Origin of the sequence: Bacillus sp. S10(2024) (assembly GCF_050473865.1) — a bacterium.
Taxonomy (GTDB): domain Bacteria; phylum Bacillota; class Bacilli; order Bacillales; family Bacillaceae_G; genus Bacillus_A.
Genome location: NZ_JBFLUR010000002.1, coordinates 4300136 through 4322462, shown reverse-complemented (window position 1 = coordinate 4322462; position 22327 = coordinate 4300136). Strand labels below are relative to the sequence as shown.

At 36.4% G+C, this 22327-nt stretch carries 21 protein-coding genes, 1 pseudogene and 1 other annotated feature; of the genes and pseudogenes, 8 read left to right on the top strand and 14 right to left on the bottom strand.

Annotation, left to right across the window (positions count from 1 at the left end; translation table 11 throughout):
* The 4 genes from AB1280_RS21985 to AB1280_RS21970 form a co-directional block, all read right to left on the bottom strand.
* The gene (locus tag AB1280_RS21985) at positions 1 to 345 is read right to left on the bottom strand and encodes a hypothetical protein (RefSeq protein WP_429757004.1); all 345 of its coding nucleotides are present in this window, start codon (positions 343 to 345) and stop codon (positions 1 to 3) included.
* A gap of 211 nt (positions 346 to 556) precedes the next feature.
* Positions 557 to 781: a spore germination protein gene (locus AB1280_RS21980; protein ID WP_429757003.1), complete on the bottom strand. Its 225-nt coding sequence runs from the start codon at positions 779 to 781 to the stop codon at positions 557 to 559.
* 241 nt (positions 782 to 1022) lie between these two features.
* On the bottom strand, positions 1023 to 1328 hold the full coding sequence (locus AB1280_RS21975; protein WP_272188551.1) for a rhodanese-like domain-containing protein: 306 nt from the start codon (positions 1326 to 1328) through the stop codon (positions 1023 to 1025).
* A gap of 67 nt (positions 1329 to 1395) precedes the next feature.
* The gene (locus AB1280_RS21970) at positions 1396 to 2520 is read right to left on the bottom strand and encodes an alpha/beta fold hydrolase (protein ID WP_429757002.1); all 1125 of its coding nucleotides are present in this window, start codon (positions 2518 to 2520) and stop codon (positions 1396 to 1398) included.
* 253 nt (positions 2521 to 2773) lie between these two features.
* Between AB1280_RS21970 and AB1280_RS21965 the strand changes: the two genes are divergently transcribed.
* From AB1280_RS21965 to AB1280_RS21945, 5 genes are all read left to right on the top strand, one after another.
* Positions 2774 to 4798 (top strand): spore germination protein, encoded by a 2025-nt coding sequence (locus AB1280_RS21965; protein WP_429757001.1) that lies wholly within the window; start codon positions 2774 to 2776, stop codon positions 4796 to 4798.
* Between the two features lie 16 nt (positions 4799 to 4814).
* The gene (locus tag AB1280_RS21960; protein WP_429757000.1) at positions 4815 to 5909 is read left to right on the top strand and encodes a GerAB/ArcD/ProY family transporter; all 1095 of its coding nucleotides are present in this window, start codon (positions 4815 to 4817) and stop codon (positions 5907 to 5909) included.
* Positions 5885 to 6991 (top strand): Ger(x)C family spore germination protein, encoded by a 1107-nt coding sequence (locus AB1280_RS21955; protein WP_429756999.1) that lies wholly within the window; start codon positions 5885 to 5887, stop codon positions 6989 to 6991. Before AB1280_RS21960 ends, AB1280_RS21955 begins: the two co-directional genes overlap by 25 nt.
* Positions 6992 to 7109: 118 nt before the next feature.
* Entirely contained in the window at positions 7110 to 7292 is a 183-nt protein-coding gene (locus tag AB1280_RS21950) for a hypothetical protein (RefSeq protein WP_020060265.1), read from the top strand.
* 85 nt (positions 7293 to 7377) lie between these two features.
* Positions 7378 to 7794, top strand: coding sequence for a haloacid dehalogenase (locus tag AB1280_RS21945; protein WP_035436070.1), 417 nt, complete (start codon positions 7378 to 7380; stop codon positions 7792 to 7794).
* Positions 7795 to 8037: 243 nt separating this feature from the next.
* On the opposite strand, the gene AB1280_RS21940 is transcribed toward AB1280_RS21945, so the two are convergent.
* From AB1280_RS21940 to AB1280_RS21930, 3 genes are all read right to left on the bottom strand, one after another.
* Positions 8038 to 8271, bottom strand: coding sequence for a hypothetical protein (locus tag AB1280_RS21940; protein ID WP_429756998.1), 234 nt, complete (start codon positions 8269 to 8271; stop codon positions 8038 to 8040).
* Between the two features lie 145 nt (positions 8272 to 8416).
* The gene (gene leuS / locus AB1280_RS21935) at positions 8417 to 10825 is read right to left on the bottom strand and encodes a leucine--tRNA ligase (protein ID WP_429756997.1); all 2409 of its coding nucleotides are present in this window, start codon (positions 10823 to 10825) and stop codon (positions 8417 to 8419) included.
* Positions 10826 to 10892: 67 nt separating this feature from the next.
* Positions 10893 to 11106, bottom strand: a binding site (T-box leader).
* Positions 11107 to 11156: 50 nt separating this feature from the next.
* Positions 11157 to 12350 carry an MDR family MFS transporter gene (locus AB1280_RS21930; RefSeq protein WP_429756996.1) on the bottom strand — a complete coding sequence of 398 codons (1194 nt, stop codon included), beginning with the start codon at positions 12348 to 12350 and terminating at the stop codon, positions 11157 to 11159.
* Between the two features lie 208 nt (positions 12351 to 12558).
* Here AB1280_RS21930 and AB1280_RS21925 point away from each other — a divergent pair, with 208 nt between their 5' ends.
* Positions 12559 to 12858 carry a hypothetical protein gene (locus AB1280_RS21925; RefSeq protein ID WP_429756995.1) on the top strand — a complete coding sequence of 100 codons (300 nt, stop codon included), beginning with the start codon at positions 12559 to 12561 and terminating at the stop codon, positions 12856 to 12858.
* Positions 12859 to 13043: 185 nt separating this feature from the next.
* Here the strand turns inward: AB1280_RS21925 and AB1280_RS21920 are convergent, their stop codons facing one another.
* From AB1280_RS21920 to AB1280_RS21905, 4 genes are all read right to left on the bottom strand, one after another.
* Entirely contained in the window at positions 13044 to 13916 is an 873-nt protein-coding gene (locus tag AB1280_RS21920) for an ABC transporter permease (protein ID WP_429756994.1), read from the bottom strand.
* Positions 13888 to 14853, bottom strand: a complete 966-nt coding sequence (locus AB1280_RS21915) for an ABC transporter ATP-binding protein (protein WP_429756993.1) — start codon at positions 14851 to 14853, stop codon at positions 13888 to 13890. The genes AB1280_RS21920 and AB1280_RS21915 overlap by 29 nt, the downstream gene beginning before the upstream one ends.
* Before the next feature lie 65 nt (positions 14854 to 14918).
* Positions 14919 to 16094, bottom strand: a complete 1176-nt coding sequence (locus AB1280_RS21910) for an anti-sigma factor family protein (RefSeq protein WP_429756992.1) — start codon at positions 16092 to 16094, stop codon at positions 14919 to 14921.
* Between the two features lie 3 nt (positions 16095 to 16097).
* The gene (locus AB1280_RS21905; protein ID WP_429757391.1) at positions 16098 to 16616 is read right to left on the bottom strand and encodes an RNA polymerase sigma factor SigX; all 519 of its coding nucleotides are present in this window, start codon (positions 16614 to 16616) and stop codon (positions 16098 to 16100) included.
* A gap of 233 nt (positions 16617 to 16849) precedes the next feature.
* Here AB1280_RS21905 and AB1280_RS21900 point away from each other — a divergent pair, with 233 nt between their 5' ends.
* Complete coding sequence (locus AB1280_RS21900; protein ID WP_429756991.1) at positions 16850 to 17278, top strand: DUF5412 family protein; 429 nt, start codon at positions 16850 to 16852, stop codon at positions 17276 to 17278.
* A gap of 16 nt (positions 17279 to 17294) precedes the next feature.
* A complete protein-coding gene (locus AB1280_RS21895; RefSeq protein WP_429757390.1) occupies positions 17295 to 17786 on the top strand; it encodes a DUF6584 family protein in 492 nt (163 codons plus the stop codon).
* A gap of 122 nt (positions 17787 to 17908) precedes the next feature.
* Here AB1280_RS21895 and AB1280_RS21890 read toward each other — a convergent pair.
* The 3 genes and pseudogenes from AB1280_RS21890 to AB1280_RS21880 all read right to left on the bottom strand — a co-directional run bounded on the left by AB1280_RS21890 (position 17909) and on the right by AB1280_RS21880 (position 22317).
* Positions 17909 to 18435 (bottom strand): annotated as a pseudogene (locus AB1280_RS21890) (isochorismatase family protein).
* 142 nt (positions 18436 to 18577) lie between these two features.
* The gene (locus AB1280_RS21885) at positions 18578 to 21214 is read right to left on the bottom strand and encodes a collagenase (protein ID WP_429756990.1); all 2637 of its coding nucleotides are present in this window, start codon (positions 21212 to 21214) and stop codon (positions 18578 to 18580) included.
* Between the two features lie 650 nt (positions 21215 to 21864).
* The gene (locus AB1280_RS21880) at positions 21865 to 22317 is read right to left on the bottom strand and encodes a hypothetical protein (RefSeq protein ID WP_429756989.1); all 453 of its coding nucleotides are present in this window, start codon (positions 22315 to 22317) and stop codon (positions 21865 to 21867) included.
* Between the last annotated feature and the right edge of the window lie 10 nt (positions 22318 to 22327).

The window sequence follows — 22327 nt, the reverse complement described above, 5'->3', positions numbered from 1 at the left end:
CTACGAAAACCCTACTCCAAAATCTGCATTCTCTGTACTAGGAGTTGCTTGAGGAGCTGCTTGTAAACCGCTCCCGCCGCTACTACTTGAACTATTACTTTGACCACTGCTTAGGCTACTACCTGTTAGTCCAGTACCTCGTGTAATTGAAGTTGTCAACGTATCTCCAGGGCGTAAGCAAACTTCATTTGTATTCCCGATAACGACGACAACATCTATACATGTTGGTCCTGTTGATCCTGTAAATGTTTTCGAAGCAACAAACGAAGTATCTCGCAAATTATCCCCCGTGAAAATATTCCCAGAATTATTAACAATAACAAATTCCTTAATACAAACCCCCATTTTATACAACCTCTCCACATAAATCTATTTTTACTTTTGCGGTATATAAGCCGCTGCTATGCAGAATACAACATGACCTGTATTTGCTTGCTCCCTTTGTTTTAAACCTCGCATGTGGTAGGAAAAGGCCCTGACCGCTGCTATGCATGGCCAGATGCTCTCGTCCCTCCTAAAAGGAAAGGGGTTTTTATATCGTTTTTTAATTCATATATTATACTCCCGCTGTTAATGCACCAACTGGTAGAGGCGGAGTAAATTCAGTGGTTTGCGGTGTTATCGGCGACGCTAACCTCCCATTTAAGAATGTCGCAACGCTCGATCCACCAGAGCCACTAAATGCCTTCCTTACAAAAAATGGAGAAAGATTGTAACAATCCCCCATGTTGATTGCTCCTCTATTATTTATGATTTTGATTTTTCGAATAAGTGAATTCACCCTTGAACCACCTTCCTTAACAATATCTCCTGCTTTCTACACTGTATGCAAAAGAAAAAAACTTGAAACGGACGCGTTTCAAGTTTTCAAAAGAATTATTACATTTTAAGAAATAGTAACTTACTTTATCCCGCATTAACGGGCAGTAAAGTGGGGATGCACAGGGAAGAAAACTGCCCGTAAAAGCCCGATTGGTGAGGGCTGATCATCAGTAGGAATGAGCTCTTCACTGATTAAAGTTTCACTTTACTTCTCCTTCGTACTGCATCATACCGCCAACCATGTTTAGTGTCTTATAGCCTTGTTCATTTAAATAATGACAAACATTTTCGCTGCGCACGCCAGATCGACAAATAAAAATATATTCATTTTCTTTATCAAAGAAGTCTACTTTATGCGGAATATCTCCCATTTTAATATGAACTGCTTCTGGAATTTTCCCATATGCTACTTCTTCATCTTCACGCACATCTACTAAAAAGAGCGTTTCGCCTTTTTCTAAACGCTCTTGTACTTCTTCTGGCATAATAGTTTTCACTTCAGTCATAAACTCTCCTCCTTCTTTCTCCTCAATTTTAGCATGCACCACTTAGAAAACAAGTTATGTGTATGAGTTACATCAGACTTGAGGTTTGTTGATTAAGAAATTGATGCACTTTCCCGGCAAATAAATGCGTCTCAAACACACCTGCCATATGTCCGTATATACTTTCAATTTCATATACTTCTGCAAATTTCCCGTTCTTTCTCAACAATTCAACCATCTTATAATTATAACGGGGAGGCTGCAGTAAATCTTGCTTACAAGGAATCATTAGGACGCTCGCTTCTATTTGCCGAAGCGCTTCCTCTAATGAAGGAAAAACGTGAGCAATATCATGTAATAAAGTTGCTTTTGCGGTGTACATCCATGAATTTGCATCAACAAAAGCGATATTCTGTACTGTTATTGCATTAATTGCTTCTTCAAATGAAGTTAATGTACAAAAATCTTGATACGGCGCAGATTCTATACTGTCCCGTGGAAATGTCGTTTCATAATAATGAGCATCATATGCATTTATAAACATCATTTTCGCTGCTAAGTGCAACCCTTTTACAGGCTGCTGCTCCCCGTAATTTCCCTCTTTCCAAGCTGGATCTAATTGAATTGCATCGATTGCGTGTTGCAAAACATTAATAGACGTTACAACAGGATTTTGCGGATTTGTAATCACACCAATCATTCGTTCCATCATATGGGGATAATGAACGGCCCATTGCTGTGCAATCATACCTCCAGCTGATGGACCGATGACCGTGTGCAGCCTAGTAATCCCCATGTCCTTTATTAATTTATACTGAATACGAGCCATATCACGAAACGTGAATACCGGAAATTCCATTCCATACTCTGCGCCTGTTTCCGAATTTATCGTTTTTGGTCCCGTTGTCACAACATAAGGATTTTTCATTTGTACATTACAAAGATTATCTGTACAAATAACAAAATATTTATTTGTATCAATTGCTTTTCCTGGTCCAATTAATGCATCCCACCAACCTGGAACTAAGTCTTGCTCTGTATACTTTCCAGCTGCATGACTCGTTGCACTAAAATAATGACACACTAAAATAGCATTTGATTTCTCACGGTTTAACGTACCATATGTTTCATAACCAATTTGGATTGGAATTGATGTACCGTTTTCAAATGTATATTTCTTTAGCCGAAATACTTGTTTTTGTACATATAACATCTTTTCGCCTCCTTAATTCACACTTCGCTTCTACATAAAACAAATGAAGTGCACTACAGAAGACTATTCAAAAAGAGAAAACGCATTTCCTTTATTTGTTCAATTATTATTTCCTCTAAAACTCATATCACTATGTATCCAAAAGTGCTTCCCTCGCTATTCACATTTCACTTTTTCACACACAAATATATGCATAATATATAAAAATTCCCACAGACTAAAGTTATCTTATTTGGATAAAGAGGGAATACATATGTTTTTCAATTGGTTTCGCAAAAAAAAGAACGCTAATAAACAAGTAGACAAGAACAATGCAGATACAAAAAAGAAACAAAATGAACAAACAAACAATGAGCAAGTAGCGCAAACAAAGAAGCAACAAACTCAAAACAACAAACAGCAAGAAAATCAGCAACAAACTCAAAACAACAAACAGCAAGAAAATCAGCAACAAACTCAAAACAACAAGCAGCAAGCAAACCAACAACAAACTCAAAACAACAAGCAGCAAGCAAACCAACAACAAACTCAAAACAACAAGCAGCAAGCAAACCAACAACAAACTCAAAACAACAAGCAGCAAGCAAACCAACAACAAACTCAAAACAACAAGCAGCAAGCAAACCAACAACAAACTCAAAACAACAAGCAGCAAGCAAACCAACAACAAACTCAAAACAATAAACAGCAAGAAAATCAGCAACAAACTCAAAACAACAAGCAGCAAGCAAACCAACAACAAACTCAAAACAACAAGCAGCAAGCAAACCAACAATCAAAACAAAGTGAAAACAACATTTTCAATTTTAGCAAGCCAGAGCACGAAACTGTTCATTCGCTACAAGAATTGATCCAAAAATTACAAGAGTCAAGCGATTTTGTTCACTATCATACTTCTGAAGACCCTACTAAACCGTATTGGATTTCATATTTTCGTACCTCAATGGATGGCATGAGGTTACAAAATTATTTAATGCCTGCTTTATTGCACCATACTGCGCCAACACTAGAAGAAGTAAAAGCAATGATTCCAATAAGCGGACTCATCATTACAAGTGACATAAAAAAAATTGAAGAGATGGTCTTAAAGGGGCATGCCATTGTTCAACTACAAGAACATGATAAGGAATGTCTACTTGCAAATATTGCAATTGAGAAATATAGATTACCGGCTATACCATTGAACGAATCAACAGTTATTGGACCACAAGAAGGATTTGTAGAGGATATCGATACAAACATTAACCTTGTTCGGAAACGTTTACCGGTTCTTGAGCTAAAAACAAAAGAACTGATACTTGGAGAATTCTCCAAAACAAAAGTTGTTATGATGTATTTGAGTAATGTAGCAGAAGAAGAAAGCGTTACATATTTAGAAGATACCTTAAACACACTACAATATGAACAAATTAATGATAGCTATTATATTCCCCATCTAATGGGCAATACATCTATTTTCCCAACTTTTATTAATACAGAACGGGCTGATCGTGTCAGCAACGGGCTCATTGATGGAAAAATTGCTATATTCGTTGATGGCTCACCAAATGTTTTGTTAGCACCTGTATCTCTACTGGATTTCTTCATCTCTCCTGAGGATTACAGCGTGACATGGTTTTATGCAACTTTTTCTCGTTTATTACGTTTTGTCGCAGTTACGTTTTCCATTTGTGCAACGCCTTTATATGTAGCTGTGCTTAGTTATCATTACGAATTAATTCCAAGTGATTTGCTGGAGACATTAATTTTATCGCGGGCACAAGTACCATTCCCACCTATAATAGAGGCTATTTTTCTGGAGTTAGCTATTGACCTTCTCCGCGAAGCAGGAGCACGTTTACCAATGAAAGTCGGGCAAACGCTCGGTATTGTTGGCGGTATCGTGATTGGGCAGGCATCGGTTCAAGCAGGATTGACTAGTAATATTTTATTAATCATCGTCGCCTTATCCGCGCTTGCATCATTTATTACACCGATTTATCAAATGGGCAATGCGGTTCGTTTACTGCGCTTTCCCTTTCTCATACTTGCCGAGTTGTGGGGATTATTAGGAATTTCACTAGGATTTATCTTTTTATTAACAAGACTTTTTCGATTATCATCCCTTCGAAAGCCGTATGGGTTTGTTTATCCATTTCGCAAACAGTCGCTGAAAGACTCCCTCGTACGAATGCCCTTATCTGAAATAGATACGCGTGGAGTTCAAGGAAGACCGCAACATGCCCAGCGTTATGTAAAAGAAATGCCGCAAAAACGTATGACAGATTTCGATGAGTAAGAAATGAGGAGGGCGTATGAGTACAGTTAAAATAAACTACAAAGTGTCTCCCATTTTTGTTTTTTTCTTAGTCCATAGCGCGCAATTTGGTGTTGGTGTTCTTGGATTTGCACGTGTTATTGCAAAAGCGGCCGGATACGATGCATGGATGGGCGTTATTATTGCAGGTATCATCATTCATATTATTATGTGGATGATTTACCGTTTATTAAAAAGTGTAAACGGTAACCTAATTACACTGCATCAACATCTATTCGGAAAATGGATAGGAAATGCATTTAATCTAATCTTTATGGCATATTTCTTTCTTGTTAGCGTCTCCGTTATGCGCACGTACGTAGAAATTATTCAAGTTTGGATGTTCCCAACGGCCTCTACGTGGAAATTAACAATCTTTTTATCCATACTTAGTTATTACATTATTTCATCTGGTTTTCGAGTCATGACTGGTGTTTGTGTAATTTCTGTCGTTGCTACATGCGGATATATTATGCTGCTACTTATAGTCTTTAAATATGCAAATTTCGGAAACCTACTTCCTATATTCAATCATTCTTTTGGGGATATTTTAAAAGCAGCTCAATCATCGACTTATACAATGATTAGTTTTGAAGTTATTTTGATGATGTATCCATTTATCAAAACGCCTGAGAAATCTCATAAATTTGCACAATATGGTGTTTTATTTTCCAATTTTTTATATTTATTAAGTACAATCCTTGCTTTTGCATTTTTTAGCGAAAAAAAATTATCAAAAACAATTTGGTCGCAGCTATCGATCACACAAGTCATTCATCTTCCTTTCATTGAGCGTCTAGAATATATTGCGATCGCGGGCTATGCACTCATTGTCATTACAAGTATTATCTTACCATTATGGGCTGCAACAAGAGGATTATACGAAGTCTTTCATGTCAAACAAAAGTATATATTAATTTCTTTATTATTTATAACTGTCATCATTTCACAACTCCTAACCGAACGCCATGACATCAATAATTTTATTACTTATATCTCCAAAGCAAGCTTTTGGCTTGTTTTTGTGTACATCCCAATCTTATTTCTTATAATGTGGGTGAAAAAGAAATGGAAAACACGAAAAAGCAAGTAATATTCCTATTTAGCTTATGTTTACTTTTTACAACAGCATGTGTCCCTAAAAATGTCATTGACGATATTAGCCTCATTCAAGGTGCTGTTTTCGATGTCGCTCCAAGTACAGATTCAAACCGTAAAAGATTACAAGTGACTTACGTTTGTCCGATTCAAAAAAAAGGGAATAAAGTACAAGTACTAAAAGGCTATGGTAATACAATCAAACAAGCTAAAACAACTACTTCTTTAGAATCGGGACAGCCTCTTGCAAGCGGACAAATACGCGTGACTCTATTCACAGAAAAACTAGCAAAAAAAGGGCTCTCTAGTGTATTCGATACGCTTCTTCGCGATGTAAATATCGGAAACTTAGTATATGTTGGGATCCTTGAGGGAGGCGGCAATGACGAAGGTGTGAAACTTTTATCAGGCAAATATAATACAGCTTCTAACGTAGCAATCTACATCAAAAAAATGTTAGAACATAATATGAAAACAGGTGTCGTACCAAACGATAATTTACACATGCAAACTTTTCGCTATTATCGTGACGGACAAGATACGTATATGCCTATATTAAAGAAAAAAAAGAATAGCATTAAAGTTACAAGTATGGCTCTTTTAAAAAAAGATAAATATGTAGGAAAAGTAGAAGAAAAAGATATGTTTGTTTTTAAAACGCTGCTCGAGAAAAGTCAACTGGAATCACATGAGTTTAAAACAAAGTTAGGCTATACCATCATTAATACTATTCGTTCTTCGCCATCTTATCATGTATATGTAAAGGATGAAAAACCTTCCTTTGTTATTCGCGTAAAAATGGCAGCGCGTATTCAAGAGATTTCAAAACATACGAACTTAGAAAATAAAAAAAATGTAGAAAAAATACGAAAAGACATTGCAAAGAGCTTGAGTGCAGACGGAGAAAAATTAGTTAAAAAGCTGCAATCTCTAGGTACAGATCCACTCGCTTTAGGTGCTAGATTTAAACAGCATTACCGACCGTTTAAATTAAAAGAATGGAGAAAAATGTACAAAGACGTTCCTGTAAAAGTACAGTATGAGGTTGATATTACAAATTCAGGAGTTATTGAGTAAAATATTTAATCCTCTTTCCTAAATCAAAACCGGAAAGAGGATCAAATGCCAAATGGCTTTTCATATTACATTTCATTCCATATACTAAAGGCTAAGAGTTCTAAACGGGGGGAATCTCATGCCTAAAAAATTAATTAAACCTATGTTACATGTCATTCTCTTTTGTACGGTCTTTTTATTTGCTCATACATATTTAAAAAACGCTTCCCTTACACGTTATCTCCTTGTAACAGTACCGATACTTATCATTGGAATGTTCGGAATAGATATCGCGCTATCCTTAACAGAAAAAAAAGAATAGCATTTGTCAAAGTAGAATGTACACTGCCCTAACCGAAATCATGTTACAATAACAATCGGAAAAGAACGAGAGAGGATGAAACAACATGACAAACGAAAAAGGTTTAGATAAAGGTTACGAACTTGTTGCGAAAATGCATGAAGTATTCGGCCATCCTGTTGCAGATGCACCAACAAAATTAACAGAAGAGCGTGCAAAAATCCGTGCAAGCTTCATGCAAGAAGAGCTAGAAGAGTTCTTAGAAGCAAACACAGTAGAAGATCAATATGATGCATTAATTGACTTAATTTACTTTGCATTTGGAACGTTTGCAGAAATGGGTGTACGTCCTGATAAAGGATTTGAAATTGTAAACAATGCAAACATGGCAAAATTATTCCCAGACGGCAAACCACGCTTCCGCGAAGGTGACGGCAAAATTTTAAAACCAGAAGGATGGGAAGCACCAGAACCACAACTTCGCGCCGAAATTGAACGTCAGCGTCAAGAAGCAAAAAAATAATATATGATTTCCATTTGAAAAGGAGCCACCTGTTAAATGGCTCCTTTTCTCTATTTCTTTTTCGAATCTCCCATTTGGGGTTGCTTTCCTTTCGAAGCATTTGTATCGAAATTAGGCTGTCTTTGACCAGTATTGTTACTTCTACCTTTTCCCATATGTAACACCTCCTTCTTTTTTATCATTCCCAAATAAAAAATCTCCTTGCATAGAAGGAGACTTTACATAGTTGATAAATTTTACATTCTATTGGCCTTGATACGGCATGCCATAATGATGGCCATGATGATGGTGATGATGATGCGGATGATAAATAACATGTTGATAGCCGTGGTGATGATATGGATAATGATATGGATGATACCCCACATGATGATAGCCATAAGGATATCCTCCATGTGGATAATGCCCTACTTGCGCCTGTGGAAATCCCCCCATACCGTATGGACTAGGCATTTGTCGTTGTTCATAATAATTCATTCCGTTCACCTCTTCTTCACAATTTAATGTGTCGATGTTATCATATTGCAAAAAGAAAAATAAGTGTTTGTCTCTTCTAAATTTGAGCACTTCCCCGCCCCGTATAGAACATAAAAAGAGCACCTAAAATAGGCGCCCTCTTTCATTAATTTGCTACGATATTTACAAGTTTTCCAGGAACAACAATTACTTTACGAACTGTTTTCCCTTCAATTTGTTCTTGAATTGCTTCAACTGCAAGTTGTTCCATTTCTTCTTTTGATGCGTCTTTTTTCATTGTTAACTTTGCACGTACTTTACCCATGATTTGAACAACGATTTCCACTTCATCTTCTACAAGTTTAGACTCATCAAATGTTGGCCAGCTTACATATGAAACTGTTTCGTTATATCCAAACTTGCTCCACAGTTCTTCCGCAACGTGCGGTGCAACTGGAGCTAACATTTTCACGAAACCTTCTACATATTCTTTCGGAAGAGTTTCGGCTTTATATGCATCGTTAATGAATACCATCATTTGAGAAATTGCAGTGTTAAAGCGAAGCTCTTCATAGTCTTCTGTTACTTTCTTCACTGTTTGGTGATATACTTTTTCAAGATTTTTGTTTGATGCATCTGTAATTTTCTCACTTAGTTCACCATTATCTTGAACAAATAGACGCCATACACGATCTAAGAAACGACGAGCTCCGTCAAGGCCATTTTCAGACCAAGCAATCGAAGCATCTAATGGTCCCATAAACATTTCGTATAGACGAAGTGTATCTGCACCATGGCTTGCTACGATATCATCAGGATTTACAACGTTACCTTTTGATTTACTCATTTTCTCGTTGTTTTCTCCTAGAATCATACCTTGGTTAAATAGTTGTTGGAATGGCTCTTTCGTTGGAACCACACCGATATCATATAATACTTTATGCCAGAAACGTGCATATAGTAAATGAAGTACCGCGTGCTCTGCACCACCGATATAAATATCAACCGGAAGCCATTGTTTTACTTTTTCAGGATCGACAAGTGCTTCGCTGTTGTTTGGATCGATGTAACGCAAATAATACCAGCAGCTACCCGCCCATTGCGGCATTGTATTTGTTTCACGGCGACCTTTTTTACCAGTCTCAGGATCGACAACATTTACCCACTCTTCAATGTTTGCAAGTGGAGATTCACCTGTACCAGATGGACGAATGTTCTCTGTTTTCGGAAGAACTAATGGTAGTTCTTCATCTTTCACAGCTGACATTGTGCCGTCTTCCCAGTGAATAATTGGAATTGGCTCACCCCAGTAACGTTGACGGCTAAATAACCAATCACGCAGACGATACGTTACTTTTTGATTTCCTGCGCTTGTTATTTCAAGCCATTCAATCATTTTCGCAATCGCTTCTTCTTTATTTAATCCATCTAGGAACGCAGAGTTAATGTGTGCACCATCACCTGTATGTGCTTCTTTCGTAATGTCTCCACCTTCTACAACTTCTTTCATCTGCAGTCCAAATGTTTTCGCAAACTCATAATCGCGCTCATCGTGTGCTGGAACTGCCATTACTGCACCTGTTCCATAGCTAGCAAGTACATAGTCAGCGATCCAGATCGGTAATTTTTCACCGTTTACTGGATTAATTGCATAAGCACCTGTGAATACGCCTGTTTTCTCTTTCGCAAGCTCTGTGCGCTCTAAATCACTTTTCGCTTTTACAGAATCAATGTAAGCTTCTACAGCTTCTTTTTGCTCTGCAGTTGTAATTTCTGCTACAAGTGCGTGTTCTGGAGCAAGTACACAGTACGTTGCACCGAATAATGTATCTGGGCGTGTTGTAAATACAGTAAACTTCTCATCTGTACCGTTGATAGCGAAGTGAACTTCAGCCCCTTCAGAACGACCAATCCAGTTGCGCTGCATATCTTTTAAGCTCTCTGGCCAATCAAGCTCATCTAAATCTTCTAACAGACGATCTGCATAAGCTGTAATTTTCAGCATCCATTGTCTCATCGGACGACGCTCAACAGGATGTCCGCCGCGCTCACTCACGCCATCGATTACTTCTTCGTTCGCAAGTACAGTACCAAGTGCCGGGCACCAGTTTACTGGTACTTCATCAACGTAAGCTAAACCTTTTTCATATAGTTTTAAGAAGATCCATTGTGTCCATTTGTAATAGTTTGGATCTGTTGTATTTACTTCACGATCCCAGTCATAAGAGAAGCCTAACGCTTTAATTTGGTTTCGGAACGTGTTAATGTTTTGTTCTGTAAATTCAGCTGGACTATTTCCAGTATCAAGCGCATATTGCTCAGCAGGAAGCCCGAATGCATCCCATCCCATTGGATGAAGAACGTTGTAGCCTTGCATACGTTTCATACGAGATAAAATATCCGTTGCTGTATATCCTTCTGGATGCCCTACGTGCAGCCCAGCACCTGATGGATATGGGAACATATCTAGTGCGTAAAATTTCGGTTTGTCTGTTTCATCTGGCGTACGGAATGTCTTATTTTCTTCCCAATACGCTTGCCACTTCTTTTCAATTTCTTGATGATTGAAGCTCATGAAATACCCTCCATTCAAATTTTCTATATTTTTACACCGCCAAAAATACAAAAAACCCCTCATCCCAGAAAGGGACGAGAGGTTATATTCCCGCGGTACCACCCTAAATTAATGCATAAATACATTCGCTTAGATCCGTAACGTGGATGGACGGCAATTGCTACTTTGTTTCACAACTGCAACTCAAAGGCGAGTTCATAACGAAACGTGGATTGACTTGCACCGACCGTCAACTCTCTAAACCAGTTTCTATTACTACTACTCCTTCTCACTGTTATTACATATGAGTTATTTAAAGTATATTCTAAAACAAGTTACATGTTCCGTCAAACTAAACTGCAACTTTTTCTTCTTCTGTTTCTTCAACACGTACTCTCTTATCATAAATACTCGTTGCGATAATTGCTACTACAAGCATTACCATGATTGCAATAAACAATACTTCCATATTATATAAATCAACAATTGCTCCGCCGACAACCGGTCCAAACATCTTCCCAACAGTCGCTGCACTATTTACAACACCTTGATAGAAACCGAGCTTATCATTTGGAGCAAGGATATTCGCAATCGTTGGCACAGCTGGCCAAACAAATAATTCCCCAATTGTTAATGTCACCATTGCGACAAGGAACATTGTAAATTGCTGCGCTTGACTTAATACGATAAACGACACTGCAAAAATACCAATTCCGATCATAATTTGTTGTTTTAAAGAACGTTTCATCGCGCTAATAATCATGCTTATTAGCGGCTGGGCACAAACAATCATCGCTCCGTTTATCGTCCATAATAAGCTATAGTGGCGAAGACTAATATTCAGTTCCTGCATGTGCGTTGCAATCGCTCCTTGCCATTGTACATATGCAACCCAGCATAAAGCATATGCTACACATACAATAAGAAGCGCTTTGAATCCTGGTGTAAGTGACCAACCATTTTTCGTTTTTTCTTTTACTTTGTCATATTTCTCTTTCTTATCTTCCATACCACGGAATCCAATAAAAGCGATTAAGAAGAAAATAAAGTATAAAATAAAGTTCGCTAAAAAAATATAATCGAAGCGATAAGAAGCAACTAAACCACCGCACACCGTTCCAACAGCGATCCCAACGTTTTGTCCAACATACATCGCATTAAACGCTCTCCGGCCGCCTTCTGGCCAAACCGTTCCGACCATCGCATACATCGCCGGAAATACCATTCCAGAACCAAATCCAATTAACGCCAGCCAAACAACATAAAATGGCCAGCCATGGAAAAATACCAATCCTAGAATCGCTAATAATGTAATCACAATTCCAACTAAAATGGACTTATATCCGCCCCATTTATCAAATAACGTACCGCCGAGTAAATTACCAATTACTCCTGTTAACGAGTTAATCATTAATACCATTCCAGCCACAGATAACGACTTTCCTAAATGATCATGTAAATAAATCGTATTAAAAGGCCATAAAAAAGAAGCACCCGTGACATTAATAATCATCCCGGCTACTAATAGCCATACTTTCCTTGGCATAATCCCCCTCCTATTCTGTTGTTTTTCGTTCTATCTATAACAGTAAAATTGTAGTCGTTTTTAAATAAGATGGCAACTGATTAATAGTTAGTGAAATTCAGATAATGAGATATGGCTCTCCAATCGTCAAAAAGGTGGAAAGTATTTTTCATGGTTAGATATATTAACCGTAAAAAACAAGCGAACTGGTGAACAGCACGTTTATTTTGTGCAGAGATTAACAGATGATAATGCTCCTATGGAAAAAAGAAAATGGAAAATTATTCGTATCAATCAAGATGGTACTTCTTTTGAAGAACGCTTCACTTATAACGAAAGAAGCAATCATAATCTTGGTGTAAAACTTATTAATTTCTCGGATACAGATTTAATGTCAATGGGACATCATTCAGACATAATGCAAGGATTTCCAAGCATGTTCTTTCCTCTACTTTATCCAATATTCACAGGTTTATTAGGCGTTATGTTGCTAATCATAGCTATTGTATTACGAAAAAATAAACAATAAACTCATAATTAAAGCTCCTTCTCTACAATTGAAGGAGCTTTAACTATGATATATAAAGTGAATCTTCCGCCAGTATTTTTTCATCTCCTGCAAATAGTGGCGTAAAGCTTATGCTAATCCCAAAATCGAAATGGCTCTTTCACATACTTTACAGGATTGGGAGAATACACTGAAGTTTCATTCCCTTATAAATCACGTGATTTAAATGTACGAATCGCTATAAAAATAGCTGCTAATACATAGAAAACAGCATAAACAATCATCATGTTACTTGGTGTTGAAACACTCCCGAACACTCCTTGTGAGGCGATTGATAAAGGATTGTCTGATGAATCAAATAAATAGATTGTCATTTTACGATACATTGTATCAATTGGGAATAAAAGGCTTGCGATTATGCCCATATTTACAAGTGCTGTTTTTTGTGCCAATGTCCCGATTTGTTCAACAAATCCGCCAATAAATCCAGTTCCATACAAAATAATTAACACAATGCCAGCATTTAATGTCGCCATACGTGTGCTTAGTAATATCGCGATGCTAATTAAAATAACGGGCTGTATTAAAAAAAGAGCCAATGCTTTTATAATCTGCGTCGCCGTGAAATCTAAATGAAACGTGCTCCCTCCCATTGTTTGATGAATGAGCACGATACTTATAAACAGAAAGGCTGCGTACGCAATCAGTAACAAGCATAAGCCGATCCATTTTCCCATTAAAAAGGAAAAACGTGAGATTGGCCTCGTTAGCCACGTATCAATTTGATGACTTTCAATTTCATTGGCAATACTGCCAACACTACTTAAAATAGCTAGCAGCGCAGTAATAAATGAAGAAAAATATAACCCCACACCAAGAAGCTGTGTAGAAATAAAACTTTTACTTATAAAATCTTGAGTTGCCGAAAGACCGCTAGATTCTCCTGGAAGGATTTCACTGACGGCATAATGAATGGCCACCCCATAAAATATTAAAAAGGCAAATGTCATACATAACGTAATAGTAAAAATACGCTTTAACAGAATTTCTTTAAATGATAACTTGGCGATTGTCCACATGCTGCGTCCCCTCTTTCTTATTTACCCAGTACATAAACACATCTTCCAAATGCGGGTGAACCGGATTTAACTGATACACAGGAATGTGTAGTGATACAAATGCTTCTAACAATCTAGGAATGTCATTTTCTTGTTGCAAAGTTATAATCCAACGTTTACGATTTTGCTGTTCTTCTATCTTCCTTACATTTTTAATAAAAGGAGGCAGTTGTTTAAAGAATAATTCGCTCTTTTCACCAAGTGTTACTTCAACTTCCGTTTGAATCATCATCAATGAGCGCCAATCTCCTTGGACAATTAACTCTCCCTTATTAATAATCGCGACGTGATCACATACATGTTCAATTTCATTTAATAGATGGCTGTTTAAAAATACGGTCTTCCCTTGGTCCCGAAGCTCTTCCATTAGATGACGCACTTCTTTTCGCCCGATTGGATCAAGCGCGGATGTTGGTTCATCTAAAAAAATCAATTCTGGATCAGAAAGCAAAGCGCAAGCAAGTCCGATACGTTGCTGCATTCCTTTTGAATAACCGCGAATTTTTTCCTTTTCCCTTCCCTTTAGACCTACCTTTTCAATAACCTCATTCATTTTTGCTTTCCGCTCCCGAAAAGGAAGATCGCATAATTTCGCATGCGTTTCAAGCAATTGCCAACCAGTCAGCCAATCTGGATAGCGAAACAGCTCAGGTAAATAGCCAATGCGTCGTTTTGATTCAATTGTTCCAATTGGTTGTCCTAGCATTTGTGCTGTTCCAGAATCCGGATGAATCAATCCAAGCATCGTTCGCACAAACGTACTTTTCCCTGCACCGTTAGGACCTATAAATCCGAATACAGTACCGCGCGGCACATCTAATGAAATATTACGGATCCCTCCTTTTCCGTTATATTGTTTTGTTAAATTCTTTGTTTGTATAATCCAGTCTTCGTTCATGTTTTACCTCCGCCCTATACAGGAACAGAGCCGCCCCTTTTTGCGGAGCCGCTCTTGTTCAATCATTATTTTAATTCATTTGCAAGTTTCATAAGATTACTTGCATTCATATCTTTTCCTTGCTCTTTATGTTGCTCAATCATGTGCATTTTCCCATCTTTTTCCCAAATAAGTACGTTTTCATATTCTGTATTATATAAAACAGCCTTTACTCCTTGAACACTTGTCTCCGATACTTTTGCATCTTTTGCTACATAAGGAATCGGCAATGTATGTGTCCAATCTTGAATACCTGCAAGTTGTGTTTTCACATTCCCAGGAATAATTGGAAGCTCTAAAACTGTTTTTTGTAATTTCGCAACATCTACACCTTCTGGAACAGAAATTTTTGGTGTATCAATTACATTATAAGAAAAACCACTTGATGCTCGATCGCCCTCAATTTCTATTTGTGTGCGTACTGATTCTGGAACTGTGACTGAAAACTGTTTGCCATTCAAAGCACTCTCAAACTGCGTATTGCTTTGTAGTTGTTTCAACAACTTATTAGCTTTTTCTGTATCGAGTTCAAATTGCATAATAAATGATGGGTTCACATCTACATTCGTTACACGATATCCATTTGGCACTTTCGGGACAGCATATCCAGCTTCTCTTGCTTGCTGTTCCGACTGAAAATGAGCATCTTTTTTACTCCCGTTATCTTTGATTCCTATTTTCCCAATTCCTTTAATGGACTTTTCTCCTTCTTCCGTTTTAGAGATCCATCCTTCAATTTCACGTAAGTCCGAATCGGTAAGTTGAACGAACTGTACATCCTTTACTCGAAAAATTGATAACAAGCTACTTGCTCCTGCTCGTACTTCTGGAACTGTTAAAGACACACACACAACTGCCGCCGCTGCTGCTGCAGTAATCCAACGTTTAGATGATTTCTTCATATTCTCCCATCTTCCCTTCTTTTTAATTTCCTTACTGTTTGTTTCTTCCGTCTTATGATTTTGTATATTTTGTTCAAAGGTGTTCCAAGCTCGCTCAACGTCGATATCAATCTCTTGACCAACGTTTGTGAATTCATCATCCAATACCACTTGTCCCCATTGATTAAGCTTGCTCATTTCTTCTAACTTCTGTTGACATGATTTACATTGGTCAAGATGTTGAATATATTGCTTTCTTTCATTGCGGTTTAACTCTCCATCTAAGTACGCCTGAATAAATCCAATATCTTGGCATTTCATTTGTCATTCCTCCTTTATCCCTCTATACATCTTCCGAAATTTTGCCTTAGCTCTTGCAAGCATTGTTCCAACCGAAGACACTTCCATATGAGTAGCCTCCGCGATTTCTTTATATTGAAATCCTGAAAACTTCATTAATAAGAGGGTCCGTTCACGCTCATCCATTTCTCTTAATGTACTTTGTACGTGAGTAATCTCTTCTTTTTGAATACATTGTTCTTCCGATGATGGACTACTAATTGACTGTTTATAATTTGCTTCTTTTTCGATCCTTGCTTGATGCCTTTTTTCAGATCGTAAATAGTTATATGCTGCATAAATAGATGCTTTTGCAAGCCATGCTGATAAACTTTCAATCTGTTTCCATTCTGTATGATATAATTGCAAAAATACTTCTTGCGCTAAATCTTCAGCAATTGCTTGATCTCGCACAATCCGCATAATTTGTCTAACAACGTGAGCATAATATTGTTTAAATACATCTTGAAACTGTATATTTGAAACTGAATCTTGTTCATACATATTTAGCAACGAAGCAGTCACCTCCACTCGTTTCTTCCTCCTTATTGGTACTGTCACTATAAAGAAACCACAAATTTGCGGTTTGTGACAAAAAAATAAAAAAATATTTTCTTGTATGGAAACGAATTGCCTTTCCTAAGAGATTTTCCCTTAAAGCACAGTCATCTGACCATACATACAAATTATCCATGAAATGGTATAAAATACATATAACCATTTTTAAGGAGAATCAAATGAATACGAAAAAAATACAAAAAGAAATCAAGAAGACAAAGAGAAAAGTAGGAATTGTACTACTTTCTATATTGATTATTGGAGCTGGTTTTGTATATTGGAAGTTTTTTAGTTTGCAAGGTGTTCCAACTGGAAAATTAATTCGAACGATTGAATCCCCAAATGGAGATTATAAACTGAAAACTTATGTTCAAGCCGGAGACTCATTAAGTGCAAACGCCGTTAGAGGTGAACTAATTCATCTTAAAACGAATTCTACTAAAACGATATACTGGAATTATCCTGATAACGATCCACTCGTTGAATGGATTGATGAGACTACAGTTAAAATCGGCAATCAAACTTTACATATTCCAAAACAAGAAACATATGATTGGCGTGATCATGAAAACCACACGAGAGAATATCCTAAACAATTTGTAAAATGAAAAGGAGAGTTATCTCATTAACAACATACCTGAAAAAACGTTAAAAAAAATCGAAAATGATATTCAAAATAATGATTTAGGAAAAGCAAGAGATCGACTACATGGTCTAATTTCGACTTATCCTAATGCATTAGACCTTCGTAAGAAACTAGGAGATATCTATTACAAATTACAACATCCCGCAATGGCTGGACGATATTGGTACTTAGAAGAGCAGAAAACACCTGAAATGATTAAGGCGTGTTCACTATTTGAAAAATCTATGGGGAACAACGTTAGTCATATAGTTAGGGCCTTAAAATTTAAAGGGGATAACGAAATAATTCAAAAGTTATGTTCTGAACCTATCGCATCTTCTCTGCAAGAAAAAGTAAAAGAAAGCATAATTGAAGAATATGAAGAAACGTGGCAAGATAAGCTCATTCCTTTTGGATGTATCTCGGTGCTTATATTAATCATTTTGTTTGCTCTACTTGGCATTTATACTGCCTTCGATTGGATATTTTAATAACTCTTATTTAAAACGGAAGGCTATGTATGCACAACTTCCCATAGTTTATTTTTGCAACCACGTATATCACTCGTTAACAAAAAAGCTAGCAAACAAATAAATTGTTTGCTAGCTTTTTTTCATAGCACTGTATCTAATTCTACAATTTTTAAAAATCGGTTATTCCAAATATTTTCATGATGCTGAATAATTTGCTGTGCTTCTAATACTGCACTCGTTATTGTACTTTGTGTATTTCTAGAAAGAAGGTTATTTTGGTAACCTAAGCTATAAGCAGCTCGAATTGTAGTATCCAAACAAAATTCAGTTTGAGCTCCTGCAAAAATAATTTGCTCAATTTCTTTCTCTTGTAAGTAATCTAATAGCTCTGTTTGATAGAATGCATCCCATTTCGTTTTTTGAATAACTTTATCCGCAGAAGTTTTCACTAGCCCCTTATGTAATTGCCACCCATCTTTTCCTTCAAACATTTCATCCGTTTCCTCTGTACTCGTATGTTGAATAAAAATAACTGGGATATTTTTTCGTGAGCTTTCGTAATTAACTTGTTTATATTTTCAACTACACGTTCTTTATCATATAAAAAGTTTTGCGGTTCAAGAAAGAAAATCTCCTGCACATCAATGACAACTAAAGCTTGTTTCATTACTATTCTCCACCCTATTGTTTCTTTTCCAGCATAACATTTATTACCAAAATTCACTATTCTTTCTCTAGCATGATAACTAAGAATAACCCACAGAGACTTTATTTTCTCTGTGGGTTTGATCTTTAAATTCTTCATTCAACTATTTTACCTGTACTGTATAATTCCCTGTTCCACCGCTATATTTATATACACTCAAGTAATATTTCCCTGGCTTCGCATTATAATTTCCAAGTAATTTATTTCCGTCACGCTTCGTTGCATAAGCGGCATAATTATTAAGATCTGACTCAGAATATAATACCCAATTCAGTCCAATGTTTTGTTCATTCGTAACGGTAATCTGTAAATCTTTCGGATCCTTTACATCAATAACAAAGCGGTCAACTTGATCTTGATCACTTAGATTACCTCGTAATAACACGTTGAGCGCTAGTGGGTTCGCTGTATTAAATTCATTATTCGGTTCTTTTTCTACAATAGGATCTTCTTCTGTATTTATTCCGCTAAACACAACATCATATTCAAATTGTCCAGCCGCATTGACGCGGTAATTCACGAAATAAGCAGTCAATGTTTTGTATCCGCTCCACTCTTTTTCGGAAAGATGTTTCAGCATGTCATTCGTTGTTTGATTCATCACTTTCCAGTCCGCAGCTTCTCCTTTTGACGCACTTCCTATATATGTTCCTTGTAGTGTAAATGTATTAAAGAATTGTGATTTATTCTTTGTTACCTTCACATCTTTTAACTTCGCTTCATTTGTAATATCCGCCGTAACATCGGAAAGTGCTTTCGGATTATGCTGTGCTACATAATCATCTGATACTTGCGGAATTGTATAATTATCACGATTATCAATTAGCATTTGCATATAAGATTGATAGTCTGCATTTAATTTACTATCTTTACTTAATGCAGAGCGGTACGCATCATAACCTGGGACATCATTTGCACGAATTAAATCATGCACTTTATCGAACATATCAGGGCGGTTATTATACATATAAGATTGCAGTGCAAACGAATAATTATAAAAATCCCACGTTCCATATTTCGCATTTAATGTTTGCTCTGCCGTATATCGTTTCGCTGGATCATTAGATAATCCACCAATCATACTTTTACGTGGTACTACGCTATCTAATCGCGTTGAACCTGCAAAGAACTCCGCATTTCCTTCTTCATACCAAGTTAAGCGTTCATTTTGATACATATCTCCTTGTCCCCATAATCCGGGAACTTCGTATCTTCCCTGTAAATAGTGTGTAAATTCATGACGGAATAATTCTTCTAAACTAAAAATACTTTGCTGCGGTGTACGTTCATATGTAAAGAACGTTCCAACGTTTTCAATATAAATTCCACCATTATTCGTTTCATAGCCGTACAATTGACGGTTAAATTGATATTCATCTGGGCTATTATAAATCACCATCGTTAACACATCATCAGTATGTCCATTTTCAAGCGGCTTATCACTACCAACTGTACGATAAAATTGAGAGCGTACTTCTTTTGCCGCCCAGTATAAACGCTTAATCTTGTCTTCGCTAACTTTATCGCCTGCTTTCAAGATGATTGCCCCGTCATCAAATGTATACGTTTTCGGTAAATATTTCTTCTTACCATCTTCTCGAATTTGATCTAAATCTATTGTTTTTCCGTTCGCATCTACTCCGCCGTAGTTTGAAGTAATTTGTTCGGCCGCAACAAAATATTGCTCTCCTAAATATGGATAAATCCGCATCGCTTCTGTCACAACTTGCTGTCCTTTTGCCTGTGTACTATGAAGCTTGCCAAATCGGCCAGCATAATAAATTCCATTATTAATTAACCATCCGTTTTTGTCTGTCACCGTACCAATTAGTGCAAAACGATTTATTTCATTAATAAAATTATCAATTTTTCCATACCACATCGTATCTTTTGGTTCTTTGTTTGTATCATACATATACGATTGAACTTCATAATCAATTCCTCTCATCAATTCATATACAGCATCGCCTTTTGTTCTATCTTCAATGAAAGTTGCAAGATCATCGTTATATTGCTTGAAAATCCCACCTGCATATTGAATCACTTCAGCATCAGCTGATGCGTTTCCAATTAGCTTTCCATACAATGAAATAACTTTGTTTTGTTCCAGTGTACCAAGTTTGAAATTTGGATTTTTCGCAATTGCTTTCAAAGCCGGTAAACATTTATCATGATAGCTACGCTCGTTTAGTTTGCTTAATTCATCATGATAAAAACCTAAATAAAATGCTGCACGTAACGTTTCTCCTAATGTCTCAATTCCTTTTGAATCATCTTGCGTATACGTTCGACCTTGTTCTGCTAATTTATCAATAATCGCTTGCACGCGGCTATCATCTTGATAGAACTTAAGACTATCACTATTAAACTGAAATAACTCCGGAATTTGATACCATTTAATCGTCACAAGAAGATCGGTTAATTGTTTGTTGCTTAATTGATTCAATTCAGCCATCGAATATTTTTTTTCTTCAGCTAACTGTTTAGCATTCTCGTTTGGCGCTAGTGGACGCTGCGATAAATCTGCTAGCTTTAGCCGTTTTGTAAAGGATGCATTTTCTTGTACATTCGAAGAGTGCGCTATCTCATCAACGGATTGCTGTATTCCTACGGGCTCCATTTGTAATACATTCTTCGTATTTTTTTCATTTGTCTCTGCTTGAATTTGCAATCCATTACATGATATCGTAACAAGCCCCACGCCAAGCATCAGTTTATAAAATTTCGAGTGTTTTGCCATACTATTTTCTCCTTTTTTAAAAATAATGAAAATTCTGACTTTTTAAACTAAAAAACTTATATATATCTTTATTAACAACAGTTTCCCCCAGTTATGTCCGTAGAATCAGCGGCCTATATTTTCAATAAGCATTCTCTTATTACAGCTACTGCTAAATCCCCCCTCCTTCCTTAGTTCATATAAGCAAGAACTGTGCCAATGTGTACTTTCACAAAACAGACGCACTTCAACCATAATTATCAAATAATTTATACACTCATAATTTAGTCATGTATAAATTATTTGACATAAAAACTCTCTGCTTTCTGAAGCTAATTATTCTATTGGAATAAAATTTGTCAAATTATCGAAAAATGTCGAATTAATAAGAATATTGTCTTTTTTTCGTTGATTTATTTTATTATTAATGATACACTCATATCATAAAGAAAGAGAGAAACGAAAAAACCCTTCAGTTTTAAAGTTTTCCGAAAATTGAGTATTTAACCATTTTACTGTTCACTTCCATGCTTGTGTTTCTCCTACTCTTTCTTTTTAGCGCCCCCTTATCAAGCTACCCTTCTTGATAAGGGGGGATTTGTGTACAAAATCCTTGTTCATTAAAAAAAGCACTTTTGAAAATTTCATAAGTGCTTTTTTTGATGAACAAATTATCGATTCATAAATTGCATTCCTATATCTGTTGCATCTTCTTTATTTAAGTGATAAATCGTTTTGTTTCCAACACATTGAACATAAGCTTCGGCATAGTATGGTTCAACGTTAAACAATACTACATTAAATGTAACTTTTTTCCCTTTATCTAACACAAAATCAATTTTACGGTGCGAAGATTGTTCAAAAAATCTCTTCTTGAAAAATTCTTTTTGTGTTACCACTTTTTTTGAACTGATTAACTTTTGAAATACATCTCTCGCCTCTTGGCCACCATCTGTAATCGTACCTTCAGCAACCGAATCTGTTTCTAAATATTGTACCTTTGATATCATGTCAGATGTTAGCGCTACTTTATCTTCATGCTCTATTAAAAAGATATACATATATAACGGAACGAGTATAAATAATAATCCTAAAATAAATATGCCTATTTTTTTCTTATTCATTTTCTAGAAC